Below are 24,945 nucleotides of genomic sequence, written 5' to 3'. Positions count from 1 at the left end.
AATCTGTTTCCAAGTTATGGACAAAAAAACACGACATGCCGTGCTGTTGGCGGCCCTGTTTGCGCTGACGCCTGACAGCCGGGCCGCGACAGCTATCGAGCTGGCCCAGCAGCACAATGAGCAGGCGATAGCGTTGCATGGGCAAGGCGACTTCGCCGGAGCCATCAGGCATTACCGCGAGGCGCTGCCAGCGATAGTCGAGTATTTTGGCGAGGGCAGTGTCGAGCGGGCCAGGGTGTTGAACAGTCTGGCCGATGCGCAGTTGGCCGCTGCCCAATATCGTGATGCGGAGCAGAGCTATATGCGCCTGCTGGACATTGTTGATGCCTCACAGGCGCCACTGATGCAGGCGGACGCACTGAATGGCCGGGCCTCTGCGCTGTACATGCGGCGCCGCTACCGCCAGGCAGAGCCGCTGTTTCTGAAGGCGTTGTCAATCATCGAGTCGCAACAGCCTCTCGATTCGGCGCGTGCTTTGTTGGTACTCGACAATCTGACCGCGGTTTATCAAAGCCTGCACAACGCTGCGAAAACAGAGCTCTATTCACGCCGGGCTTTGCGATTGCGTCAGGGCAGCGAATAGCGAAGTCGCTTGGCGTATGTGGATACAACGGGCCTTACGGCCCGTTTTTTGTAACTACCCAAAAATCGGCTGCTTAAAAGTCGGCTTCCAGGGTCAGCCAAAACTGGCGACCGGGTTCGACGCCTTTGTTGCCCTCGTCCACCGTGTATACCCGCTCGTTCATCACGTTGTTGACTTCCACTTGCAAGCTGGGTGTGAGGCCGTACAGCGTCGGCAGTTGATAGCTGGTCGCCAGGTCCAGCAGCAGCGTGTGTGGGCGTTTTTGATCTTCATACACAGTGAGCTGCTCGCGGTCGGTACCGCCACTGCCGTTGTCGACCAGCTCGCCGTCTTCCACTCTGCCGGTTTTTGCAATGTGGGTGTGCACTCCGCGATAGCGAAGATTCAGGCGCCCCTGCCAGCGATCGGTGAATATCTGTGAAATGGCGATATTGGCGACGATCGGGCGGTTGTAGTCCTCGCGCAGCACTTCCAGCTCGCCGTAGGCGCGGCGCTGACCTCGATAGAATACGTACTCGGAACTGCCGGTTTCGTCGACCGGATCGTCGTAGTCAGTGTTGCGGCTTTCGGTCTCTGACCACGTGGCGTTTACGCTGACCAGGGTGTTTCCGTAAATGCCATACCAGGCCAGTTGCACACCTTTGTAGTCGCTGCTGCCACGGTTATTCATCAAATAGTAGCGGTAGCCATCACTGAGGGTATCGGTGGTGGTGCGTGCAAATTCGTCGCGGTTTTCCCGCTGTATCAACGCCAGACTCAGGCGCCCGCCCAGCAGCGCCTGCTCAATGCCCAGTGTTTGCTCGTCGCTGTAGGGGGTGTTCAGATTGTCGAAGCGATATTTGTAGTCGCCCAGACCGCTGTCGACTTGCCATTCGCCAACAATATTCTGTTGGCTGCTGCGGTATTCCGCATAGTAGGGGCGGCGGGCTTCACGCAGTTTGTAGGTGAGCAGTGCACCGCCGTAGTAACGATTGTAGCCGCCGGTAATGACCGTGTTGCGCTCTTCGTCCAGGCTGTAACTGGCTCGACTGCGCCAGGCGATGTCGTGGTTTTTCAGAAAGTCGTTGTAGTCGTAGCGCAGGCCGAGTGTTGCGGTCAGGCGCTGCCACTCCAGTGTGCTTTCTGCAAATAGGGCCGTTTCCAGCAAGTCCACGGTGACGTCATCTTTTTCATACACAAGGCGACTGGTGAAGTACTGTTCGTTTTGCACGCAGTCGATGGTGATCCCCCGGCACTGTATATCGGGATTGATGATGGCCGAACGGTAGTTGTACAGGCGCTCTTTTCGCTGAAAGCGGTACCGTTGGTAGCTCGCTTCACCACCGACACTATGGCTCAGTGCGACTTCGCCGTAGTGAATCGGCAGCAGTGTGGCCTGATATTTCAGCGAGCTGCTTTCCTGAGTTTTATCGATATCGCCGTAGCCGCCTTCCTCGCTCAGGCCTACATCGTAGTCGCTGCCCCAGATACGGCTGCTGGTGTTGGCCCAGCGATAGAAGCCGTTCTGGTCTTTGCGGCGGTTCTGGCTTTGGTTCCAGCCAATATCCCACGCCTGCTCAATGCCGTCGCTGAGACTTTCGTAATGCAGTGCAATGCCGTAACCGCCGCCATCAAGCTCGTAGTCACTGCCTTTCACGTCCTGCCGGAAACTGTTGGATTGATAGGGCGAGTAGTTGAGTGTCAGGTCCAGCAGCGCGTTGTCGGCCACGTCCATACTGAACTTGGCCATGGCATTGAGATTTTCTGATTCCCGATTGCGGGTTTCGCCAAGGCTTACAACAGGCAGTTCGCTGTATGACTGGCTAAGTGCGACGAGCACACCCAGTCGCTCTGTGAGCGGTGTGCTGTAGTTGAGGCTGCTGCGATAGCGCATAAAGTCAGGGCTGTCGGGTTTTTCTGAGGCATTTGTTGCATCTTCGTCTATCTCTCTGGCGAAGCGGCGAAACTCTGTCCACTCTGCCCGCGTTGTGCTGACGCTCAGATGCCCTTCGGCTTCGGGGCCTGCTCGGCGGGTGGTGATATCGACCACGCCGCCGGTAAAGCGCCCGAAACTGGCGGGCACATTACTGTTGTACACGGCAATGCTTTCGATCAGGTCCATATCGATAAACATCGATTGTTCGTGGCCGCCGATGTCGTCGATGTTGCTGCCATCGCTGCGACTGGCGGGGTCGAGGCGGTTATTGTTGCTAAGACCGTCAATCTGGAACTGGTTTTCGTAGAAGCGTCCGCCGGAAATGGAGAACGAACTGGGCGTCAGATCAGTGAGCGCGTCGCTGCCTTGATGATCATCTGAAAACTGCAGGCCGGGCAACTGCTGCAACAGATTGTTTGGGCTGCCATCTGTGCCGCCGAAGCGTTCCAGATATTCACGGCTGAACTCGGTTACGCCGGTCCCCTTGCCACTGTTACCGATGGGCAGCTCGATAGGCGCCTGTACGGTCAGCTTGGGCAACAGAACGGGCGTCGTTTCCGCTGGCGGAGTCTCCTCGGCGATGCTCGCCAGTGGCGTCAGGGAAAAAAGACTGATGGCGAGGTAGCGATAGTGGGCGCGCCTGGCTGTGTCGTTTGTGAACATGTTGATGGCTTACTCGCGGAAACGCGCCACCAAAAGGGTGACGCGCAGGTTAAGAGCGGGTGTCCCCTGCCCCGTCAGGTTGGCAGGGCAGGCCGTTTCGGTTTACAGGTTTTCGGCGTAGTAGGGCGTGCTGTCGCTGCTGTCGGGAATGCCGTCGCCGTCGATATCGTCATCCAGCGTGATCGGCAAGGCATTGCGTTCTTCCTCGCTGCTGCCGGGGTTGAAGAAGTCCGGCAGGCCGTCGTGGTCGAAATCAAAGCTCGCGACTGTCGTGCCGGGGAAGTCGTCGTAGTTACTCATCGCTTCGGCAATCGCCGCCAGGCGGGTATTGCGGCTGGTGTTGACGGTGGCCTTGCGTGCGAGGATTTCGCTTTCGTCAACGGCGCGAGCCTGAGCGAGGAAACCAAGGAGTTTTTCCATATACTCTTCACGATCTTCGCTGTCGTTCAGCGCGTCTAACACCGGCAGGGCACCGGATTCGCCGTCATCGCCGATTAATGCTCGCTTCAAATCGTCCCAGGCTTGCACGGCATAGCCCGCCTGCCCTGTATTGCCGTCACGGGTAATCTGACTCAGCATGGATGTGGTGACTTCAATGTAGTCTTCGGCGCGATACATGTAGGCGTATAGTACGTCGTCGATCAGATCCTGATCACTGCTCGGGCTGGCCGCATTTGCCAGCTCATCCATCGCGTTGTTAAGGCTGCTCAGTGCCAGTTCAAAGTCTCCGGCATAGGCGGCGAATACCCCTATCTCTGATTTATCTTCAGCGCGTTCAAGGGGGTCGCTAATACTCGATACCGCATTGCTCCATTCAACTACATAGCTGAGGCTGGCTTGGTAGTCGCCAATAAACTGGTAGCTTTCTGCAAGATATCCCCAGGCTTCGGCCTGTTCGGCGCTGGCCCACTCCGACATACGGCTTTCCACTTTGGCTGCGCATTCGTCCATGCGTGAGGTCGCGAGATCACTTCGGCCAAGCCATTGATAGAGTGTGGCGACTTTGCGACACCCCTGGCCAATGTAATTACTGGGCAGACTTTCCTGTTCGGCAAATGTTTCGGTCAGGCTCATAGCAAAGGCGGCATCGGCCACTTCCAGTGCGGCGTCGGTGGCTCCCTCATCGTCCAGCAGCCGGGATAGATAATGACGGCCGCCATCATTTCTTCCGGTGCCGATGTACGTCAGTTTTTCAATGGTGTCTTTAACATCGCCTGCCTGGCTGTCTTCTACCTTGGTAATAGCCGCTTCTACATCGCCGGCCAGGGCCAGTTCCAGGGCTTCATAAACGGCAAACTTGGCAAGTGCATCCGCTTCATCACTTATGCCATCCGGTTGTGCGCGAACGGTAGTGGCGAGAAAGTTTTTGTAGCGTTCGCCAAGGCCCAGGCTGCCGTAGATATCGGCATAGTTATCGGCCAATCCCGCAGCATAATCCGCATTGCAGCTCTCTGCGTCGCCGATAAACAGGGCTTCGTAGTCATCAAGCACCTGAATGGCGCGTTCGTCCATGCCCAGTCGTTGAAAATATCCGGCTACAGACGAGAGCATACTGGTGCGAACACCATAGCAGCGGGTGGAGCTGCTCTGTTTTCCGAGATTGCTGACTACAGTGTAGGCAAATTCTGCGGCATTGACGGCGTCGCTGTAGTTGCTGCCCGTCAGGCCACTTTCTTCGGCCAGGGTTACCGCGGCATCGGCATTGTTGCTGATGGCGATGGCGAGCCTTGCATAGGCGGTGCTGTAAACCCCGGCCTGAGCATCGATAAAGTCGTAGACCGGTTGCAGCACTGACTCGGCCAGTTCGGTATAGCCGGCTTCGAGTAGATCGTCGCTCAGTGTCCGGTAAAAACTGGCGGCGTTGCTGTCGAGGTTGGCAACGCCGTTTTCGCCTTCCGTCGAAGAAAGGTAGTGGTTGTAGTTGTCGAGGGCTTTTTCCCACATAGCAAGAGCGGCATCCTCCTGGCCCCGAATCAGCAGCACCTTGCCGATTTCCTGTTGGGCTTCCGCTTGCTCCCTGCTTTGGAAAATTGATGATTCCACCAGTAGGCTTGCCTGCTCAATCAGTCCCGCATTGGCGAGACCTTTGACGATGTTCACGTAGGCGGGGTCAACAACGAGGTCGTCGAGTACGCCATCGAACAGTCGCGCGGCACGGAAGTAGGGCGAGGCATCTGACTGGAAGAAGTAGTTGATACGGGCGTCGTTGTCGTCGCCCAGTTCTTCACCGCTGGCCAGTGCCAGGCGAGTGTTCAATACGACGCTTTCTGCCAGCTCGGCAATCAGGCCGTCGGGGTCGATATTGCCGAGGCTGAAATTGCCGTCGGCAAAGCGGCTGGCGTCAAGTTGCTGATTGACGACCACATAGCGCACGATATTCTGAATAGCAGCACTGTCTACGGGCAGGCCGTTCTGGCCGAGTGACTGCCAAAGGGCGTCAGCCAGAGTGCCGACATTGTTTTCTTCGATGTCGCTGCTGGCGGTAAAGTCCAGCGCCTCGGCGAGATAGTCGCTGACCGCCGTGTGAATATTGAGGCGGTTGAGTGCGTTGACGACGGCGTCGGCATCGTTGAGCGTGTCGTTCAGTGCATTCAGTTCTGCGATGCGGTCGGTGAGTCCCGCCAGCTTTTCACGCACACTGTCTGGCAGGCTGTTGTCGTTGGCCAGGGTATCTGTTGCATCGCTGAAATCGCCGTCGCTGGCGACGAGTGCGTCGAGTAAGGTCGTTATCAGGTTTTCGCTGCCAAGCAGTGCGGCCATCATTTCGGTGGTCAGCAGGTTGGCGCGCTGAGCTGCGGCGGAGGCTGAGGGGTCGCCAAGCACGGCGGCTTCATCCAGCCCCAGCAGCGCAGCAAAGTTGGCAAGGCTGTTGCCCTGCTGTTGGTAGCTCACTGCGAGGGTGCTGAGCGGGGTCACATAGGTGGTGTTGCCATCACCGGCGTAGGGGGCGGTCAGGCTGATGCCGGAGAAACTGTGTCCGGTCTCGCTGTCGCGGCCACCATTGGCAATGACGCGGCTGTTGCTGAGGTCGATGCTGTTGCCGAGGTTGAAGCTGTAACTGCCATCGCTGCCCGAGCGGACGATGGTGGTCAGGGCATTGTTACTGGCGTCCACCAGCCAGACGGAGGCGTTGGCGATGGCGGGGTCGGCGACAATCCCGCTGATGGTCTGGTCCGAGCTGCCGCCGCCCGATGAGGAGCCGCCTCCGCCTCCACCACCGCAGGCCGAGAGGGCAATCGCACTGGCGAGAAGGGTGGCAGTGCTGAGACGGGGTAGGTGGAGTGAGTACATGGCAATTCCTGTCCTGGGATATGATCACACAAAACTAAATGCTAATTATTATCATTTGTGATTAAATATCAAGCTAAACTTTATGGTTATTCTGGGCGGAGTCATGCTGTGGGCGTGATTCAAGGTAGCGAGTAGTAGCTTGTAGCGAGTGTTCGGTATGAAGTGGATAGGTGGGTTCGGGGTATTCCTCACAGGTCTGGTTTTATGTGGGCAGGGAGTTGCCGAGACAGCGTCAGCAGCGCCTTGCGAGGCGTCTATTGCGGCATTGCGAGCCTGCTACGAGCGCCCGCCGGCGCAGTGGCCATCACCCACCATTGATGCCGGGGTGGAATATCAGGAGTTGGGATTAATTCCCGACGTCCCTGCTCCCGCGGGGCCGAAGGAGGAGAAGCAGCGCGCCTTGGGTGAGCAGTTATTTTTTGAGCCGAAACTTTCTGGCTCGGGGCAGCTAGCCTGTGTGTCCTGCCATCATCCTGATCAGGGCTTCGCAGATGGCCGCAAAGTCTCGCTGGGCCATGACTTGCAGAGTGGCACCCGCAACAGCCCAAGCCTGCTGAACACCGCTCTGCGGCAAAGCTGGTTCTGGGATGGTCGCGCCGCGTCGCTGGCTGAGCAGGCGGTAGCGCCCATCGTGAATCCCGTTGAGATGGCCAGCTCCGCTGAGATTGTTGAGCAGCGTCTCAATGCCGATGCGGATTACATTGCGCGTTTCGCCGAGGCGTTTGGCGACGGACCCATTACGCTGGAGCGAGTCGGCGCGGCGCTGGCGGCATATGAAGAAACATTGCGCTCGCGAAGCAGTCCCTTCGAGCGTTTTCTTAAAGGTCAGCGCGGGGCGTTGAGTGATCAGGCGGTACAGGGACTTCATCTGTTTCGCACGAAGGCGCGCTGTGCCAATTGCCACATGGGGCCGCTGCTGAGTGATGAGCGTTTCCACAATATCGGCTTTACCTACTACGGCAGGAAGTATGAGGACCTGGGGCGCTATGTGGTTACCGGCAAACCGGAGGATGTTGGGCGTTTCCGCACACCTTCACTGCGCGATGTGGCATGGACGGCGCCTTACCTGCATAACGGACTGGTCCCGAAGTTGCGGGGAATGTTGCAAGTGTATAACGGCGGTGCGGCGCGATCGTCCGGCTCGCCAGTGCAGGAAAAAGACCCGCTGTTCCCGAAAACCTCGCCGCTGCTGAAACCCTTGATGCTGACCGCTGATGAAATGGACGCCCTGGAGAGTTTTCTACTCAGCCTGAGTTCACGCACGCCCAGTCGGCGATCGGTCTCAACAAGCGGCCACTGAAAACCCGTTATTTGTCTGGAGAAAATTGCGCTGTTGAGCAGTTTTTTTGCGCTATAGTGAGTGCGGTAATGACGATGTTGCGTGTTGGCGAGAAGGCAGGGGGTGTTCGTGAAAGCGATTGTGGGCGGTGGGCCAAAGAAAGTCCTCTATACCCTGAGAACGGCCGGTCGAATCGGCCTGCTGAATTCCGCCAAGGCGCTCAATTCCCGAAACGCCTGCAAAGCCTGCGGTCTGGGCATGGGCGGCCAGCACGGTGGCATGACCAACGAGCTGGATGAATTCCCCTCCGTCTGCAATAAAAGCATTCAGGCACAGTCGACAGATATTCAGGCGCCGATTCCCGATGAAGTCTTTGCCCACACGATGGATGATTTTCGCGCACTGTCAGCGCGGGAACTGGAAACGCTGGGGCGCCTCGGTAAGCCGGTATATAAACCGGCTGGTGAAGATCGCTATCGCGTCGTGGAGTGGGAGTGGGCGTTGAACCGTGCCGCAGAGGGATTGAAGGCCGTCTCGCCGAATCGCAGCTTTTTCTACAGCTCTGGTCGTTCCTCCAACGAAGCGGGTTTTCTGCTGCAATTGATGGCGCGCCTGTACGGCACCAATAACATCAGCAACTGTTCCTACTATTGCCACCAAGCTACTGGCGAGGCGCTCGGCAATACCATTGGCACTGGCACGGCGACGGTCGAGCTGGACGATGTGGCGCATTGTGATCTGTTTTTTCTGATCGGCGCCAATCCGGCGTCGAATCATCCCCGTTTGCTCCACAAGCTGATTGCCTTGCGCCGCCGCGGCGGGGTGGTGGTGGTCATTAATCCCCTGCGCGAAGCCGGGCTGGTGCAGTTTGCGGCGCCGAAGATGCTCAGCTCGATGATGAAGGGAGGGGACGAGGTCGCCAGTATCTACCTGCAACCCAAAACCGGCAGCGACATTGCCCTGTTTACGGCGATTGCCAAAGCGATTCTCGAGCGGGGTGGCGAGGCGACGGCGTTTATCCGGGCGCACTGCGAAGGCTTTGACCGGTTGCAGGAGCATGTGCTTGCGCAATCCTGGGAGTCCTTGCTGGACGCCTGTGGTGTGCCCAAGTCGCAGATTGATCAAGTTGCCGAGTTATACATCGGCTCGGAAAACGCGATTTTTGCCTGGGGAATGGGGATGACCCATCACCGTCACGGCGTCGACAATATCGAATGGATCAGCAATCTTGCGTTGCTGCGCGGCATGATCGGCAAGGCAAATGCCGGTTTGCTGCCACTGCGCGGGCACAGCAATGTGCAGGGCATTGGCACCATCGGCGTGAAGCCGGTGTTGTCGGAAGAGGTGTTTGCGCGCATTGAAGCCAGCTATGGCGTTACGCTGCCCACGGAAAAAGGTATGCACACGCTGGAGTCGCTGGAGAAGGCGCACGACGGCGGTATCGATGCTGCGCTGATAATGGGCGGCAACCTCTACGAGGCCACGCCAGACAGTCGGTGGGCCGCCGAAGCACTGGACCGTATCGGTCTGAAGATCTTCCTGACCACGACGCTGAATCGCGGCCATGTCACCGGCGTGGACCGCGGTGAGTCGCTGATTCTGCCAGTCTGTGCCCGCGATGAAGAGCCCGAGCCGACCACACAGGAGTCGATGTTTAACTACGTGCGATACAGCGAGGGCGGCATTCAGCGCATTGCTTCGGTGCGCTCGGAAGTGGCGATTCTGGCGGATATCGCGGCGCAACTGCTGCCGGATTGCGGCCTCAATTTTGCGGAGTTCAAGCGTCATCAGAGAGTCCGGCAGGCGATTGCCGAACTGGTGCCGGGGATGGAGGAGCTGGCCGATATCGACGTGGCCCGGCAGGAGTTCATGGTGCGCGGTCGCATCAAGCATACGCCAGACTTCAATACGCATGACGGCAAGGCGCGCTTTGTGGTGCCTGCGGGCGTGAAGGACGACAAGTCGTCTCGTCCCTTCACCCTGATGACGCTGCGCAGCGAAGGCCAGTTCAACTCGATTATTTATGAAGAGGCCGACAGCTACCGGGATGTGCAACATCGCTGGACCGTGCTGCTCAACCAGCAGGACGCGCTGGAGCTGGGTGTGGCAGAAGGCGATGTCGTGGATATTGTGTCGGACTTTGGCCAGATGTCGGCGGTAGAGGTGAAACTGTTTAATTTACCGCGTAGCTGTATTGCCGCGTATTACCCCGAAGCCAATGTGCTCAGTTCGCGACTGACCGATCCGCGTTCGCACACCCCGCAGTTCAAGTCGATAGCCGTTTCCCTTGTGCGCAGCTCCCGTCATGCCGGTCTTGGTGTTTAACCATAAACGCGTACAATTCCGGCGGACAGTCGAGGGAGGGATGGGATATATACCTCCGCCGTTTTCTTGCTCAGCCGGGACATAGCTAGTGAAAGACCTTATCAAGTCGATGGTCGAGAACCCCGATACCCTTCAGGGCAAGGTGTTTGCGCTGACCATTCAGTTTCTGATTGTGGTGTCGCTGTTTACCTTTTCCGTCGATACCCTGCCCGACCTCGATAGCGAGACCAAGCAGCTACTGCGCAACATCGAAATTATTACGGTGGGGATCTTTACGGCGGAATACCTGTTGCGGCTCTATGTCGCCGAGGTGAAGCGCCGGTTTATGTTCAGTTTCTTCGGGATTGTCGATCTGCTGGCGATTGTGCCGTTCTATCTTTCCACCGGGCTCGATCTGCGCTCTATACGGATCGTGCGCCTGCTGCGCTTGATTCGAATATTCAAACTGTTTCGCTACAGTCGCGCGGTAAAGCGGTTTCATCGCGCGGTCGTGATTGCCAAGGAAGAATTGATTCTGTTTGGTTTCGTGGCCTTGATAGTGTTGTACCTGTCGGCCGTGGGTATTTACTACTTCGAGAATGCCGCTCAGCCCGACAACTTCAAATCGGTTCTCCACAGCCTGTGGTGGGCGGTCACCACTCTGACAACCGTGGGCTATGGCGATATGTATCCGATTACCGCTGGCGGCAAGTTTTTTACGTTTCTGGTGTTGATGCTGGGCCTCGGTGTGGTGGCGGTGCCGACCGGGCTGCTGGCCTCGGCATTGTCTCAGGCGCGGGACGAAGAGGGTCAGTAATATTACTCTGCTACCGGCCACTCGCTGATAAACTTCATAAAGCAACGCACTCTGGCGGAGTCGCGCAAATCGCTGTGGGTCAGCAGCCACAGTTCCGAGGTGACCAGTGGTGTATCTGAAATCGGCAGTAGCTCAGGGTAGCGTCTGGCGATGGGCGCGGTCATCAAGCCGAGCACTACCCCCTGGCGAACCATGGCCACCAGCTGGCTGTTGCTGTTGGTACGCAGGGTGATGTGAGCATCCTCGACCATATTGCGAAAGTAGCGATCCCCGAAGTTTTTGCCGAAGGCTGCCTGCCAGATCACCCACGATGCCTTCTTCATATCGCCGCCGATACTGTCCAGGTACTCTCGGGTGCCGTAGGCATACATGGGAATATCCGTCAGCTTCCGCCCGACCAGCAGCTCCGGCGGGTGGTCGGTAATTCGGATCAGAATATCCGCCTGAGACTGGTTCAGATTGTGTTGTTCTGAGGTGGCGAATACGGTGAGTTCGATGTCGGGATAGCGCCGCATGAATTCGGCCAGGGGCGCCGACAGATCGATCAGTGTGGTCTCGGGAATGGACAGGGTCAGTGGCCCGGCCAGCACATCGGATTGACCGCGAATTTTTCGCTCAAAGTGCAGGCAGCTTTCTTCCACGACCTCCGCGTCACTCATCAGGCGCTCACCGGCAGTGGTCAGGCGGTAACCGCTCTGACGACGATCAAAGAGTTTGACCTTGCGCTGGGTTTCCAGTCGATCGATACGACGGGCAACGGTCACATGCGTCACGCCCAGTGTGCGGGCGGCGCTGCTGAGCGAGCCGCTGCGTGCGAGCACCGTAAAGTAGCGAATATCGTCCCAATCCATCTGTACATTTTCTCACAATAACTGTTACTTCATTGAACTAACTATAACAGCATGCCTCTCGTAAACTGTAGCCCTTCAGCCAGTTTGGGAAGGTGGTTTATGCACAGCGTGTCAGATGCACAGGCCTTGGCGCTGCGCTATGCGCAGATTGTTGATGATCGAAGCTTTGAGGCCATGCGCGACATTCTTGTCGACGGCTTTACGCAACGCGGTCCGGAATGGCTTTGCGAGAGTGCAGATGCCTTTGTCGGCATGCTGAATATGCTTGCCGATAATTACCGCGCGACGTTTCACCTGGTTGCCAATCAGCTCGGCGAATGGAAGGGCGATTGCTACGAGGGGGAAACCTACTGCGTCGCCTCCCACATCTACGAAAAGGCCGGTCAGGGACGAAAGCTGGATATGGGGATTCGCTACCAGGAACAGGTGGTGTATGCCGATGGCGCCTACCGCTATACCCGCCGGGACGTGACGGTCGTGTGGAGCAGCGACCATCCCCTGAATGGCTGAAGCCAGTTTAAACGCACAATAACGAGAGCGCAGTTATGAAAGTACTTGTTGTCGGTGGCTCCGGCTTGATTGGCGGTGACGCCGCCCTCTATCTGAAATCACACGGTCATGACGTGACCATTATGGCGCGGAGTGTGCCAACAGCGCCCGTCTTGGCGGCCCTGCCTTTTGTGCAGGGAGACTATGTCAACGACGATATGAGCGACGGCCGCTTGAACGGCTTTGACGCGGTGGTGTTCGCGGCCGCAGCCGATATTCGCCAGGTGCCGATGGATGGCAGTGTTACGCCGGAAGACTTCTACCGGAAGGTGAATGATGAAGCGGTGCCGCGCTTTTTCGCGGCGGCTCGCGAGGCCGGTGTGCGCCGCGCTGTTTACATTGGCACCTTCTATCCGCAGGTGGCGTCACACCGTATCGGCGAATGTCCCTACGTAACCTCACGCAGTAATACCGATGAGGCAGTGCGCGCAATGAGCAGCGACAGCTTCACGGTATGCAGTCTCAATCTGCCCTTTGTGATGGGGCATATTCCGGGGCTGGATATCCCTCATATTGGCGCGCTTGTGGCCTATGCCAGCGGTGCCTTGAGTGAGCTGCCGGTGTTTGCGCCCAAGGGCGGCACCAACCATATCACGTCTCACGCAGTGGCTCAGGCGACGCTGGCGGCACTGGATCATGGCGAGTCGGGTCGGGCTTACTTGCTGGGTGATGAAAACTATAGCTGGAAAGAGTATCTCGAACTCTGGTTCGAGGCGGCAGGAAACCCACAAACGCTGGAGGTCAGAGAGGACGATCATCCCCTTCTGCCGAATGTGATTATGTTTGCCGGTCCCGGCGCCACCGTCAGCTATAAGCCGGAAGCGGTTGAGGAGCTGGCCTACGACCGTCATCAGATCAACGCGACGATTAATACACTGGTAAAAGCCTATAGCGAGGCGTAATCGCTGTTTAACAACAGGCCGTCAGCCACGGGTGACTGACGGCTGCTCATCAATAGAGACTTATAATAAAAGGTAATTCCTGATGAAAAACCACACGTCACTGTTTGTAGCGACGGCGATGACCGCTGCCGTTAGTGCCCTGAGCAGCGGTTCGTTGCATGCTCAGGAAGCGACGCCTCCCGCGGCGTCATCCACCATTGAGGAAGTGCTGGTCACCGCGCGGCGTCGCTCGGAAAGCATGCAGGAAATTCCCGTATCAATGACGGCCTTTACCTCGTCGGACATTGCCGAAGTGGGGATTACCGATATTTCCCATGTGAGTGAGTTGACGCCGAATCTGGTCATTCTGCCTAACTCGGGTGGCAATGATGGCGCGCTGATTTGTATGCGAGGCCTGTGCCGCACCGACTTCACGATTACCGAAGACCCGATGGTCGGGGTTTATCTCGACGGCATCTATGTTGGCAAGTCGATCGGCTCCCTGTTTGATGTTGCCGAGCTGGAGCGCGTGGAAGTCTTGCGCGGACCGCAGGGCACACTCTATGGCAAGAACACACTGGGCGGCGCGGTGATTCTTCATACACGCAAGCCGTCTGGAGAAGTGGGCGGTAAGGCAACGGTAACCGCGGGTAATTATGGTCGCCGCGATGCGAAAGGCTATATCGAGTTTCCTGTGAATGACGAGCTGGCAGCCAGTGTGTCGGTGCTGAGCAAGAATCGCGACCCCTTCGTGAAGAACACCCAGGGCGATGATCGCTGGGATGAGAACAACCGGGCGATCCACACCGCGCTTAACTGGCGGCCCACAGAAAACCTGATCATTGACTACGCCTTTGATCGTCAGCGCAAACGTGAACAGCCGATGGCATCGCAAATGACCTCGGCCAGCGGCTGGCTCGCGGCAATGTACGGGCAGGATGTACGCCCTGATCGCGAAGACACTGTGAGTACCTTCGGGGCGTCGCACAGCAATATTGATATGACCGCACATGGTGCAACGGTGGAGTACAGTCTTGCCGACCGGGGGACATTTGAAGATTTGGTGATCAAATCTATTTCCGGCTATCGCAGTGTGAAAAACGAATTGCTGAATAACGCCACCGGGGCCAGTAGCCCGTTTATCTACAATGAAGATATCTTTGATTACGATGCCTTCACTCAGGAGATCCAGCTCACTGGTGCGGCGTTTAACGGCTTTATTGATTTTGTGGTCGGCGCGTTTTATTTCAACGAAACCGGCGACTACAGCAACGAGCAGGAAATTGATGCCTTTGCCTCGCACGTCCTGCTGACCACCGAGATCGATAACACCAGTCAGGCACTGTTCACGGAAGTGACCGCTCACTTAACGGCGAGAATGGATTTGACATTGGGTGTTCGTTACACGGAAGAGGATCGCGAGCAGCAGCACACACTCACCGATCTCACCAGCGGTTTTGTGGTGATGGATACCTACAACCAAACCTACCTCGGTGCGCCTGAGCAGATCCCCACGCAGATTGATGAGAGCAATGTGTCGCCGCGGGTCTCGCTGAATTATCAGTGGACGGATGATCTGATGACTTACGCGACCTACGCCCGCGGCTTTAAAAGTGGTGGCTTTAACGCGCGAAGCAATACGCCGCTGCAGTGGGGGCCCTACGATGACATGCAAGTGGACAGTTACGAGCTGGGGATGAAATCCACCTGGCTGGACAAACGCGTTCGCCTGAACATGACGGCTTTCCACCAGCAGTTGAGTGATATGCAGGCACAGGTCAATGCGGTTGATCCCGGCAATACCCAGGGCGGCTTTTCCATTGTGATCCAGAATGCGGCAGAAGCCACGGTAAACGGCGTGGAAGCCGAGCTGATCGTGCGGCTGATTGAAGGTTTGGATATCAGTGCGGGCTACGGCTACATCGATGCCGAGTACGACGAATTCAATTCATTCGATATCAACACCGGTGCCATCAGTGATATTGCTGATGACCGCGCCTTCGAGTTTACGCCGAAGAACAGCTACAACCTATCGCTGAACTACACCTTCCCCCGCTTTACCGAAGCTGGCACGTTGCGGGCGAGGGTGGACTGGTCCGGCAGCAGCAAGGTCTACGTGACGCCCAAGATCAGTGGCAACGACGATATCACCCAAGACAGCTACTCACTCGTGAATGCGCGTATCAGCTTCGATGATGTCGCCGTCGGCGACGGGGTGCTGAGCTTCTCGCTGTGGGGCAAGAACCTGGCCGACGAGGAATACAAAATCGGTGGCTTCGAAGTTGATGCCGGGGGCGGCAATCGCGTCGGCACTAATCAGTGGGGTGAGCCGAGAACCTTCGGTTTTGATGTGAGCTACCGGTTCGGCTCCATGCTCTAAGATGATCCCTGTGTTCTGCAGGTTTGGAAGCCCAGGCGCTGAACCTGCAGCTTTTTCCTCGATATTCCCCCCGCCAGTCTGCGCCGTAGAATTTCTCTTCTCTACATCGACCAAAACCGTTACCCGTTCGCGAAGTTTTGGGCAGGACAGCGCCTAGGCGGCGGGGTATGCTGCTTTCCTATTCCAATAGCTCGGTATCGGGTGGAGAAAGCCCGCGAGCGGTGCCTCAGGAGGGAACGTGGAAGCCAGTCAATTTGCGCTGATCAGCGCCGGAGTGTTTATGCTGGTGGGGATGCTCACCGGCTGGTGGAAATACGCGCATATTGCCCGCTCCGCCGATGCCTCCGCGCCTGCCTATGTGGATATTTGCCATCGCACAGCCTTGATGTATGCCTTTGCCTGCATAGTCCTTCAACAGCTCGCGATGCACAGCCGTTGGAGTCATACCGTCAACCTGCTTGCCGTTGCCATTCCCATCTTGTTCTTCGCCTCGGCAGTGGCGACTTACGCTATTCACGGCTGGCTGAACGACACCGACAACCAGCTTCGGCAGCCCCACCGTTTGGGTACAAAGACCGTCCCGGCGGCTGCGGTACGCGCTTACATGTTGTTGTTGGCGCTTGGAGAAATCGGTGGGCTGCTGGTGCTGATAGCCGGAGTGGTTATGTAGCCTTTGACAAGGTGGTCGGTTGTAGCGTCGGATTGCCTAGGGATTGACTGCACTTTTTGTAAGGCTAATGGTTTTTTGGGCGTGATGGGTTTGATTGATGTGAGGGGGCAAAGCTATATCGAGAGTCACGACCTGACCCCTTTTTGCTTTTTCCTGCATTCAATTGCGACTCTGATACATGAAAACGGCGCGGATATCCGGGAGGTGCAGGAAATACTGGGCCACGCGGATATTTCCACGACACAGGTGTATACCCATGTAACGACCAATCATTAAAAGGAGGTGTATGCCGAGACGCACCCGGTGGCCTTACATAGAAGCTGAAGGGTGCAATCTCAGTGAAGCTAAGGCATTGAATATATACTAATTTAGCAAGGGAATGTACTGGCGTAGCATTGCTAATTGACATGTACGATTATTGTCGTACAATTTGGAGGGCGCGTGGGGTTCAAGGACGTTAAAGCACAAGTTTTGGCTTGCCTGAAGGATGGCGCGGTTTCTCACCAGGAAAGGGCCGATATTGATGTCAAGAATCTGCTGGCAACAGGCCAGGTCTCGCTGGATGACGTTGCGACCATTATTGGGCGATCACGAGGGAGCCAATATAGCTCTAGCCCCCATCACGTGGTTGACGATGTGGAAGTCCACATTATCAAAACCAAGCATGGTGGCGAAGACTGGTACATCAAGTGGTATTTCGTTGAACCCAACAGCGTGTTTATTAGTGTACATCACTGAGGTGACGTTATGAAAATTTTCAAAGTGGGCGATTCGCAAAAGGCGATCTGTGAGCACTGCCGTTCGCTTGAAAATGCGACCTTCAAATTGCGGGATGTTCCGTTCAGTGACGGATCTGGCGTGGTGAAGAACGTGCTGGTCGGTGTCTGTGACAAATGTGACCAGGTTTGTTTGTTGCCACACCAATCCACACCTGCGGTCAAAAAGCAGTTGGACGCTCAACGCAAGCCGGTTGAAAGCCGGTTGCCAGCACACCTGGTGGATATTTTGAATCTGGCTACCTATGAGTTGGGTGGCTCAACAGACTTTGTGCCGAGTTTGATGAAATACTATATACATGCTCTTGCATCAGACGAGAAAGCTGCACAAAAAATAGTGAATCTCCTGCAGAGTGAGCTTGCTCAGGGTAAAGCAGATAAGCGGCTTTCGCTAAAGGGGCGCAGGATTCTTGAAGAACTTGATGCCTTGAAAGCCATTTCTCAAATCGAGAATACCACTGATCTAATTAAAGGCGTCATTCTCAAGATCAACGACGATATCTTGGTCAATAAGCGCCCGAAACCAACGAGAGAACTTAAAAATATTGTTGCTGCGGTTGCCTAAAGGGTGACGGCTATAGTTCATGCTGAGCCAATAGCGGTTTAGGAAGAGGTTAGGGAGAAGCACGGGGTCAGGTCTTGCCCTTTTCCTTTTGTGCATTTATCTCATGGTATTCTCAATATTTCCACCAAGGAAGGAGGAAGTATATGGCGAGGCCGCTGCGTATAGAGTTTGCCGGTGCGCTTTATCATCTCACTGCCCGTGGTAACGGGCGCGGAGACATCTATCTGGATGACTCAGACCGGGTGTTGTTTCTGGAGGTGCTTGCAGGTGTCTGCGAGCGTTACAACTGGTTATGTCACGCCTATTGTCTGATGGGTAATCACTACCATCTGCTGGTGGAAACGCCGGATGCGCATCTTTCTCAAGGGATGAGGCAGTTGAATGGGGTATATACCCAGCGCTTCAATCGCAGACATAAGCGAGTGGGGCATGTCTTTCAGGGGCGATACAAGGCAATTCTTGTGCAAGCAAATAGTTATCTTTTGGAATTGTCTCGCTATATAGTACTGAGTCCTGTCAGAGCCCGGATGGTCACTTTCGCCCGCGATTGGCCGTGGAGCAGTTATCGCGCGACTGCGGGACTGGTTCCGGCTCCGCCCTGGCTCGCGGTGGACTGGATATTGACGGCCTGTGGTTCGCGAAAATCTGCGGCACAAAAGGCTTACCAATCTTTCGTCTCTAAAGGTAAAAGACAGTCATCGCCCTGGTCTTCCCTAAAGAACCAGATTTACCTGGGAAGCGAATCATTTGTGGAGCAGATGCAGCAGTTGATTGAAGCTGATAAAGACCTCAGTGAAATTCCAGTATCACAACGACGCGCCGTGCCGAAACCACTGGATTGGTATGCGAATCACGCGGGTGATCGCGACGACGCGATCAGGCTGGCTTATAACAGCGGTGGATACCGCATGCGAGAGATAGGATGTTTCTTCGGATGGCATTACTCCAGAGTCAGTAAGATTTTAAAGAGTGGGGAAAGGGGCAAGACCTGACCCCGTTGGCTACATGACTTAATTTTAGAGACCACTGTTGTCAACAATGTAGAGGATTTTTAATGATGCAAAGGAGGCCTGATATCCAAGAAGGTAGTGCGCGCTCTGTTGCGATGTTGCGTTCTCTGTTGATGTTTTTCCCTATGTTGGTGGTATTTGTTTTTAACCAGTATGTTAGTTTTTATATAGGGAGCTTTATATTGATAATTGCATACTGTGTTATTGGTCTATTATTTGAAATTGATGACGCTTATCCTAAGCCAAAATTAAAAATTTCGATGCCTAGAAATTTTAGGTTTTATAGTTTGTTTTTTTGTATTATTTCTGTGGTTAGTCTTGGGCTTTCGAAGCACAGTATCGATTGGTATAAGTCGTTGGCCATATTTTCAATATTTTTATATTTTTACCTGTTTTTGAAAATATACGTGTTTGAAAATAAAAATGAAGTTGGTGAGTGAGGGCGCGCGGGGGCAGGTTTTGCCTTTTGTGAATTTTTTAATGATGTTCTCTATAACTCCACGGCAGGAAGAGGGGATACATGGCGATGCCGCTGCATATAGAGTTTGTCGGTGCGCCTTATCATCAAGCTGCCCGTGGTGCCGGGCGGGAAAATATCTATCTGGATGACTCTGGCGGGGTGTTATTTCTTGAGGTGTTTGACGGTGTCTGCGGACAATAAGCTGGTTATGTCACGCTTATTGCAGGGTGGATAGGTGTTATCAACTGCTTCTGGATCTTCCGAGAGTGATGAGGCAGTTGAGCGCAGCGTGTGTCCAACGCTTTAACCGTAGACATAGACGGATAGGGCATGTATTTCAGGGACGACATAACGTAATTCTCGTGCAGGAAAATAGCTATTTGTTGGAGTTGTCTTGCTACATCGTATTGAATCTTGTTAAAGCTCGGATGGTTGTCTACGCTCAGGGCTGGCTGTTGCTAGTTAAGAAGGTGCGGATATGGATTGGCAGAGCGCTTTTAGACAATGGGTATAGGTTGTCACAGGGTGAGATAAAAATTTGAATAGTGAGACTGCCCAAGTAACTGGTACTTGCTTGTACTAGGCGAGTTTGAGAAATGGTCGGAATGAGAGGATTCGAACCTCCGACCCCTGCCTCCCGAAGGCAGTGCTCTACCAAGCTGAGCTACATTCCGATGGTTTGAAAAGGCCGCCCTGCGGCGGGCGCTAACTATAGCAAAGCGCTGTGACACGCTCAATATGCAGGCTTATCTCTGGTGGTGTTTTTGGCTTGGGTGTGTGCTGCAGGAGATTTGCCCGCAGCACATTGCGCGTCGGCCCGCTTATTGAACACCGCGGCTGGTGTTTTCCCAGTATGTGGCTCTGATGGCTTTTTTATCTGGCTTGCCGACGGGCGTCAGCGGGATCGCGTCGACGAAGTCGATGGACTTGGGCGCTTGGACGGAGCCTTTGGCGGCTTTAACGGCTGCCGTCAGTACGTCCCGAAGTGTGTCATCTCCGCTGACTCCGGGCTTCAGAACAATCACCGCTTTAACAGCCTCACCCCAGCGCTCATCAGGTACGCCAACTACGGCGACCTGTGCGACGGCCTCGTGACTGGACAGGACATCTTCCACTTCGCGGGGAAAGACATTGAAGCCACCCGTGACGATCATGTCTTTCTTGCGGTCAACAATGTACAGAAAGCCTTCGTCGTCGAAGCGGCCGATGTCGCCGGTGTGTAGCCAGCCTCCAGCAAAGGCTTCTGCGGTTTGCTCCGGCAGGTCTTTGTAGCCTTTCATGACCAGTGGGCTGCGAACACAGATTTCGCCGGCGTCTCCCGCGGCAACTTCTTCGTTGTTGTCGTCGAGCAATGCCAAGTGTACCCACGGTGCGGGTCTGCCGCAGGAAGACAGTCGCTCGGGAACGGCGAGATCGTGCTCCTTGCGGGCGAGGTTGGTCAGCACCATCGGGGCTTCGGACTGGCCGAAGAACTGATAAAAAATTTGCCCCCACTTTTCCAGTCCCTGCTTCAGGCGCGCCGGGCTCATCGGCGAGGCGCCGTAGAAAATGGTTTCCATGCTCGACATGTCGGCGGTCTCGGCGCGTGGCGAATCCAGCAGCACATAGAGCATGACGGGCACCAGCATGGTGGCGGTAATGTTGTATCGCTCCACCCAGTCAAAAAACAGGTCAGGGGTGAAGCCCGGCAGTACGTAGAAGGCCCCGCCTTTTTGCAGCACGGGAACAAAAAATGCGGCGGCAGCGTGGGACAGCGGCGTGGTAATCAGCATTCGCAGTTGTTCTGGAAACTCCCACTCGGCCGCCTGAATCATTGCCATATAGGCGGTGCCCCGGTGAGTGGACATGACGCCTTTGGGTTTGCCGGTCGTGCCGCCGGTGTAGTTTACCGAGCCCAGGTCTTCAGGGTGAATGTCGGGGGCAGACAGCGGCTGTGGCTGGAAGGTTTCTGCCAGGGCTAAATAGTCAGTGCCGATGTCGCTGGGGCCAAAGGCGAGGAGGTGTTTCAGGCCGGGAACCCGTTGTTTGAGTTCGGCCGCGCGTTCGCTGAAGGGGCCGGGGTCAAAGATCAGTACCTCGATATCGGCGTCTTCCAGTACGTAGGCATGATCGTCCAGCGAGCCCATTGGGTGCAGCGGTGTGCCGATAAATCCGGAGATTGAGATAGCTGCGGTGTTGGACAGCACTTCTGGCCGGTTACCGGAGATGATCGCGACACGGGTGCCTTTCCTGAGTCCCAATGAGGCAAGGGCCTGAATCAGTTTGCTGGTGGCTTCCCGCATTTCGGTGTAGCTGAGCGTGTGGCCGTCACCCATGAACAGGCAGGGGCGGTCGTGATAGCGATTAAGCCCTTCAATCAACAGCTGGGGCATGCAGACCGTTTCGTAGAGCGTGGATGGCGGCGTGTTGTTATTAGGCATGTTATTAGACATGTGATTGACCTTTTCCCGCGAAAGTAGAGCCTGAGTATAGTCAGCCTGCAGGGGCCAGGGAGTCATACGCATGAATGAGGTAGCCCGCTTTTTTTGGTCCGCTGATCTAAACATGCTCTTTTTGCGTATGAGTGCAATTTTGGCCGAAAAAGCAGTCGCTGGTGGATGAGCTATGCTCAGGGAGGGCGCAGGAAAGCGCCAGCGAAAGAGAGGTGAAATGAACTACGGAGTCGTCAACGGGCGCATTGCACATGCGCTGGCCCTGGTGGGAGATCGCTGGTCACTGGCGATTCTTGGTGAGCTGTTTGTCGGTTGGCGACGTTTTGAAGAGATTCGGCGGCGGTTAGGGATCAGCCGCGCAACCTTGACTCGCCGACTGGATGCCCTGATCCGCGACGGGGTGGTCGTCAGAAAGCTCTATTCCTCAAGCCGCTACCAATACGGTCTCAGCGACAAGGGGGAGGCCTTATGTCCTTTTATGCTGCTGGCGTGGCGCTGGGAGCAGGTTTGGGCTGATGCCGAAACACGGGGCGCTACGCCCGAGCGGCTTTTTCACGCCGACTGTAACCAGCCGCTGCTGCCGGTGGCGAGCTGTGCTCACTGTCAGCAGTCCATTATGTCGGGGGATCTCGTTCTGAGTGAGGCGGTGCTGCAAAGCCCGATTTTTCACAGCGATATCCGCCCGACTGGACAGACGCGCCGCATGGGGGTGTCGCGGGCGGCGGGTGATGAGGATATCCATCTGCAGAGTGTGGCGGAGTTGATCGGCGACCGCTGGACGCTGCTGATAATGATGACGGTGTTCTTTGGCACTGGTCGGCACGAGGGGTTTACCCAGCAACTGGGGATTTCCAGTAACAGCCTCGCCTCGCGGCTGAATCGTCTGGTGGAGGTCGGTATTCTGGTTCGCTACGATTACCAGCTCAATCCCCCGCGCAGTGAATATGCGGCTACGGTCAAGGGGCAGGCCTTGTATCCGGTGATCATGGTGCTTCGGCAGTGGGCTGAGGACTGGGGAGACGGCCCCGCGCCGGCGCCACTGGTGCATCGCCAGTGCGGCAACGCCGCTGTATTGGCGGTGGAATGCTCGAGCTGTCACCATGTCGTGCGTCGGCAAGATATTCTTCTCGCGCCGCTCGAGCCTGAGTGCGCGACGGGCTGTGGCTGAATCGGTCTGACCGCGCTCAACGTACACGCCTTATTTGAGTATGGATTTGCCTGATAGAGAAGGGAGGCGTGTGTGGCGAAGGCGTGGATAAATGGCCTGATTGTATTGGTTTGTGTGGGACTGGCCGGGGGCTTGGCCCTGGCGATTGGCGATAGCGGACTGCGGTGGGCGGGATGGCCGCTGCCGCTGGTCTGTGCCGCGATGGCATTTGCCGTTCAGTGGCTGGTATTCGTCCCATCTTTTCTCGGGCAGAGCGAGCATTACTACGATCTTACCGGCAGTCTCACCTATCTGCTGCTGGTAACCTTTGCCCTGTCGATATCCACCTCCTTGAATGCAGAATGGAATGCACGCGCCTTGCTGTTGTGCGCGATGGTGTGGGTGTGGGCGCTGCGCCTGGGGAGCTTTCTGTTTTTGCGTATCCAGCGAGCCGGCAAAGATGGTCGCTTTGACGAAATTAAACCGTTTTTCTCACGCTTTCTGCTCACCTGGACATTGCAGGGATTGTGGGTGTTCGTCACCCTGGCGGCTGCCTTGGCGGCAATCTCTGCGGAGCAGGTGGTGCCGCTGTCGTGGCCCGCGTTGGTGGGCTTTGCACTTTGGCTTGGTGGACTGTCTCTGGAAGCGGTCGCCGATGCGCAGAAGACGGCGTTTAACCGAAATCCCGTCAATGCCGGTCGCTTTGTGAATGTCGGCTTGTGGCGCTGGTCCCGGCACCCAAACTATGCAGGGGAAATCCTGTTGTGGCTCGGCGTGGCCGTTGTCGCGATGCCTGCCCTTGTCGGCTGGCAATGGTTGGCGCTGGTATCGCCGCTATTCGTCTATCTGCTGCTAACCCGCATCAGCGGCATTCCCCTGTTGGAGCGGCGCGCCGATGAAAAGTGGGAGGGCGATCCCGACTATTGCCACTACAAAGCCGTAACCCCGGTGTTGTGGCTGCGGCCGCCCGATGCGTCAGGGCCCGAGAAGGGGCTTGACCCGTGATCACTCTGTAATGATAATAATTCGCATTATTGTCATTGAGCGAGCGAGCCGGTGGAACAGGATCCTCAGCAGTACCCCCAACGTCAGATCACCATCGACGGAGATACCGTGGACAGTCAGGAGCTGGTTAACCCCGGCTCCCCGCTGAAAATCCGCCATGCCGATCAGCAGTATCTGTTGCGGGTGACGCGACAGGGCAAACTCATTCTGACCAAGTAGCCAGGACGATTTACCGCCTATGCTGGGCGGTTACTGCGTCCGGCGAAGTCGTCGTGCCGTCGAATTGTCTGGTAAGCGGCCACAACAGGTGCGAATTCAGCGGGCGTGCTGGCATGCAGGATTACGCCGTAGGCCCCTGCGGAAAATTGGTCTTGAATACGCTGGGCAGCATAGCTTGCAGTGCCGATGGCAGAGGGCAGCCAGTGTTCAGGCATCAAGGTTTTAATCTCGGCCAGTTGTTCCAGCGTGGCGACGCTGTCGATGCCGCCGGGCATGTTGGCGATCAGAGGGTGCTTGCGGAAGGCGTCAAGTTGTTCCGGGTCCCAGTCATTGATGGCAAACAGCATTTCGCCGTAACCGGGTGCCTGTAAATAGGTTGCCATGCGCGCCACATCCAGCCGAAGTCGCTGTTCTTCACTGGGGTCGACCCCCACTGCCAGTACACTCCAGACTTTGACGCTGTCCGGGTCTCGCCCCGCGGCCTCGGCGCCCTCCCGAACCAGATGAATTGCCCGTTTCAGGGCGTCATCGCTGAGAAAGGTGTGCAAAATGACACCGTCGTAAACGCTGCCCGCAAAGCGCAGACTCTTGGGGCCAAAGCCTACGAAGAGCTGCGGAATGTCTTCATCCAGCCAGTCCGCCATATGCAGGTAGGGGAATTTTCCCAGCGGACCGTCGTAGCCCATCACCCGCTCGCCCCGCCAAAGTTGGCGCATCATCGTATAAAAGTCCCGAAGCTGGGCATTGCTCACGCTGTCCAGTCCCCAAAGCTGCTGCCGAATACCGACCCCCCGCGCAATACCCAGGGCAAAGCGACCCTGCGATAAACGCTGGGCTGAGCTTGCCATCGCCGCGACGCCCATAGGGTGGCGGGTGTTGATGTTGGTGGCGGCGGTGCCGATATGAATGCGCTCAGTGACGGCGGCGGCCGCGCCTATGCTTACACCGGCTTCCTTGGCGTCGAAGCGTTCTGATATCCAGGCGCTGCCCAGCCCAAGGGCCTCGGCATCGCGGACTTCACGAATCAGCTCAGCCGGTTTTTCGCTGTGGCCGGGGAGCAGGTAGCAGGCGAGTTCGGGATAAAGCGTGGTCGTCATCGGCTGTCCTATTGTTATGTTATCGCGATGTTGAGTGTAGAACGGCGTCGC

At 56.2% G+C, this 24,945-nt stretch carries 21 protein-coding genes and 1 tRNA gene; 16 read left to right on the top strand and 6 right to left on the bottom strand.

Annotated elements, in window-relative coordinates:
- The first annotated feature begins 16 nt into the window (after positions 1-16).
- Positions 17-583 carry a tetratricopeptide repeat protein gene (locus G411_RS0104940; protein ID WP_022958067.1) on the top strand — a complete coding sequence of 189 codons (567 nt, stop codon included), beginning with the start codon at positions 17-19 and terminating at the stop codon, positions 581-583.
- 73 nt (positions 584-656) lie between these two features.
- Here the strand turns inward: G411_RS0104940 and G411_RS0104935 are convergent, their stop codons facing one another.
- Complete coding sequence (locus G411_RS0104935) at positions 657-3,161, bottom strand: TonB-dependent receptor plug domain-containing protein (RefSeq protein WP_022958066.1); 2,505 nt, start codon at positions 3,159-3,161, stop codon at positions 657-659.
- Positions 3,162-3,263: 102 nt separating this feature from the next.
- On the bottom strand, positions 3,264-6,452 hold the full coding sequence (locus G411_RS0104930; RefSeq protein WP_022958065.1) for a carboxypeptidase-like regulatory domain-containing protein: 3,189 nt from the start codon (positions 6,450-6,452) through the stop codon (positions 3,264-3,266).
- Between the two features lie 157 nt (positions 6,453-6,609).
- On the opposite strand from G411_RS0104930, the gene G411_RS19390 reads away from it, so the two are divergent.
- The 3 genes from G411_RS19390 to G411_RS0104915 all read left to right on the top strand — a co-directional run bounded on the left by G411_RS19390 (position 6,610) and on the right by G411_RS0104915 (position 10,852).
- Positions 6,610-7,752: a cytochrome-c peroxidase gene (locus G411_RS19390; RefSeq protein ID WP_051151245.1), complete on the top strand. Its 1,143-nt coding sequence runs from the start codon at positions 6,610-6,612 to the stop codon at positions 7,750-7,752.
- 108 nt (positions 7,753-7,860) lie between these two features.
- Positions 7,861-10,056 (top strand): FdhF/YdeP family oxidoreductase, encoded by a 2,196-nt coding sequence (locus G411_RS0104920; RefSeq protein ID WP_245542364.1) that lies wholly within the window; start codon positions 7,861-7,863, stop codon positions 10,054-10,056.
- A gap of 88 nt (positions 10,057-10,144) precedes the next feature.
- A complete protein-coding gene (locus G411_RS0104915) occupies positions 10,145-10,852 on the top strand; it encodes an ion transporter (RefSeq protein WP_022958062.1) in 708 nt (235 codons plus the stop codon).
- A 2-nt stretch (positions 10,853-10,854) separates the two neighbouring features.
- Here the strand turns inward: G411_RS0104915 and G411_RS0104910 are convergent, their stop codons facing one another.
- Complete coding sequence (locus G411_RS0104910; protein WP_022958061.1) at positions 10,855-11,703, bottom strand: LysR family transcriptional regulator; 849 nt, start codon at positions 11,701-11,703, stop codon at positions 10,855-10,857.
- 99 nt (positions 11,704-11,802) lie between these two features.
- Here G411_RS0104910 and G411_RS0104905 point away from each other — a divergent pair, with 99 nt between their 5' ends.
- The 9 genes from G411_RS0104905 (at position 11,803) to G411_RS22055 (ending at position 19,195) form a co-directional block, all read left to right on the top strand.
- Positions 11,803-12,213: a nuclear transport factor 2 family protein gene (locus tag G411_RS0104905; protein WP_022958060.1), complete on the top strand. Its 411-nt coding sequence runs from the start codon at positions 11,803-11,805 to the stop codon at positions 12,211-12,213.
- 35 nt (positions 12,214-12,248) lie between these two features.
- Positions 12,249-13,154 (top strand): NAD-dependent epimerase/dehydratase family protein, encoded by a 906-nt coding sequence (locus G411_RS0104900; RefSeq protein ID WP_022958059.1) that lies wholly within the window; start codon positions 12,249-12,251, stop codon positions 13,152-13,154.
- An 82-nt stretch (positions 13,155-13,236) separates the two neighbouring features.
- Positions 13,237-15,513: a TonB-dependent receptor gene (locus tag G411_RS0104895; RefSeq protein ID WP_022958058.1), complete on the top strand. Its 2,277-nt coding sequence runs from the start codon at positions 13,237-13,239 to the stop codon at positions 15,511-15,513.
- Positions 15,514-15,751: 238 nt separating this feature from the next.
- Positions 15,752-16,183, top strand: a complete 432-nt coding sequence (locus tag G411_RS0104890) for a hypothetical protein (RefSeq protein WP_022958057.1) — start codon at positions 15,752-15,754, stop codon at positions 16,181-16,183.
- Positions 16,184-16,267: 84 nt separating this feature from the next.
- Entirely contained in the window at positions 16,268-16,459 is a 192-nt protein-coding gene (locus G411_RS22540) for a tyrosine-type recombinase/integrase (protein ID WP_022958056.1), read from the top strand.
- Between the two features lie 165 nt (positions 16,460-16,624).
- The gene (locus G411_RS0104880) at positions 16,625-16,921 is read left to right on the top strand and encodes a hypothetical protein (RefSeq protein WP_022958055.1); all 297 of its coding nucleotides are present in this window, start codon (positions 16,625-16,627) and stop codon (positions 16,919-16,921) included.
- Positions 16,922-16,930: 9 nt separating this feature from the next.
- Positions 16,931-17,524: a hypothetical protein gene (locus G411_RS0104875; RefSeq protein WP_022958054.1), complete on the top strand. Its 594-nt coding sequence runs from the start codon at positions 16,931-16,933 to the stop codon at positions 17,522-17,524.
- Between the two features lie 143 nt (positions 17,525-17,667).
- Entirely contained in the window at positions 17,668-18,516 is an 849-nt protein-coding gene (locus G411_RS0104870) for a transposase (protein WP_022958053.1), read from the top strand.
- A gap of 538 nt (positions 18,517-19,054) precedes the next feature.
- A complete protein-coding gene (locus tag G411_RS22055; protein ID WP_022958051.1) occupies positions 19,055-19,195 on the top strand; it encodes a hypothetical protein in 141 nt (46 codons plus the stop codon).
- Positions 19,196-19,591: 396 nt separating this feature from the next.
- Here the strand turns inward: G411_RS22055 and G411_RS0104850 are convergent.
- Positions 19,592-19,668 (bottom strand) — tRNA-Pro (locus G411_RS0104850).
- A 147-nt stretch (positions 19,669-19,815) separates the two neighbouring features.
- Entirely contained in the window at positions 19,816-21,426 is a 1,611-nt protein-coding gene (locus G411_RS0104845; protein WP_022958049.1) for an AMP-binding protein, read from the bottom strand.
- 217 nt (positions 21,427-21,643) lie between these two features.
- Here G411_RS0104845 and G411_RS0104840 point away from each other — a divergent pair, with 217 nt between their 5' ends.
- From G411_RS0104840 to G411_RS21790, 3 genes are all read left to right on the top strand, one after another.
- On the top strand, positions 21,644-22,594 hold the full coding sequence (locus G411_RS0104840; protein ID WP_022958048.1) for a winged helix-turn-helix transcriptional regulator: 951 nt from the start codon (positions 21,644-21,646) through the stop codon (positions 22,592-22,594).
- Positions 22,595-22,666: 72 nt separating this feature from the next.
- Positions 22,667-23,578 carry a DUF1295 domain-containing protein gene (locus G411_RS0104835; RefSeq protein WP_022958047.1) on the top strand — a complete coding sequence of 304 codons (912 nt, stop codon included), beginning with the start codon at positions 22,667-22,669 and terminating at the stop codon, positions 23,576-23,578.
- Between the two features lie 51 nt (positions 23,579-23,629).
- Positions 23,630-23,797, top strand: a complete 168-nt coding sequence (locus G411_RS21790) for a hemin uptake protein HemP (RefSeq protein WP_084495287.1) — start codon at positions 23,630-23,632, stop codon at positions 23,795-23,797.
- A 17-nt stretch (positions 23,798-23,814) separates the two neighbouring features.
- On the opposite strand, the gene G411_RS19380 is transcribed toward G411_RS21790, so the two are convergent.
- Positions 23,815-24,894 (bottom strand): TIGR03857 family LLM class F420-dependent oxidoreductase, encoded by a 1,080-nt coding sequence (locus tag G411_RS19380; RefSeq protein ID WP_022958046.1) that lies wholly within the window; start codon positions 24,892-24,894, stop codon positions 23,815-23,817.
- Positions 24,895-24,945: the final 51 nt, after the last annotated feature.

The sequence above is a fragment of the Spongiibacter tropicus DSM 19543 genome (assembly GCF_000420325.1).
GTDB lineage: Bacteria > Pseudomonadota > Gammaproteobacteria > Pseudomonadales > Spongiibacteraceae > Spongiibacter > Spongiibacter tropicus.
This window is presented reverse-complemented; position numbering and strand designations above follow the sequence as displayed.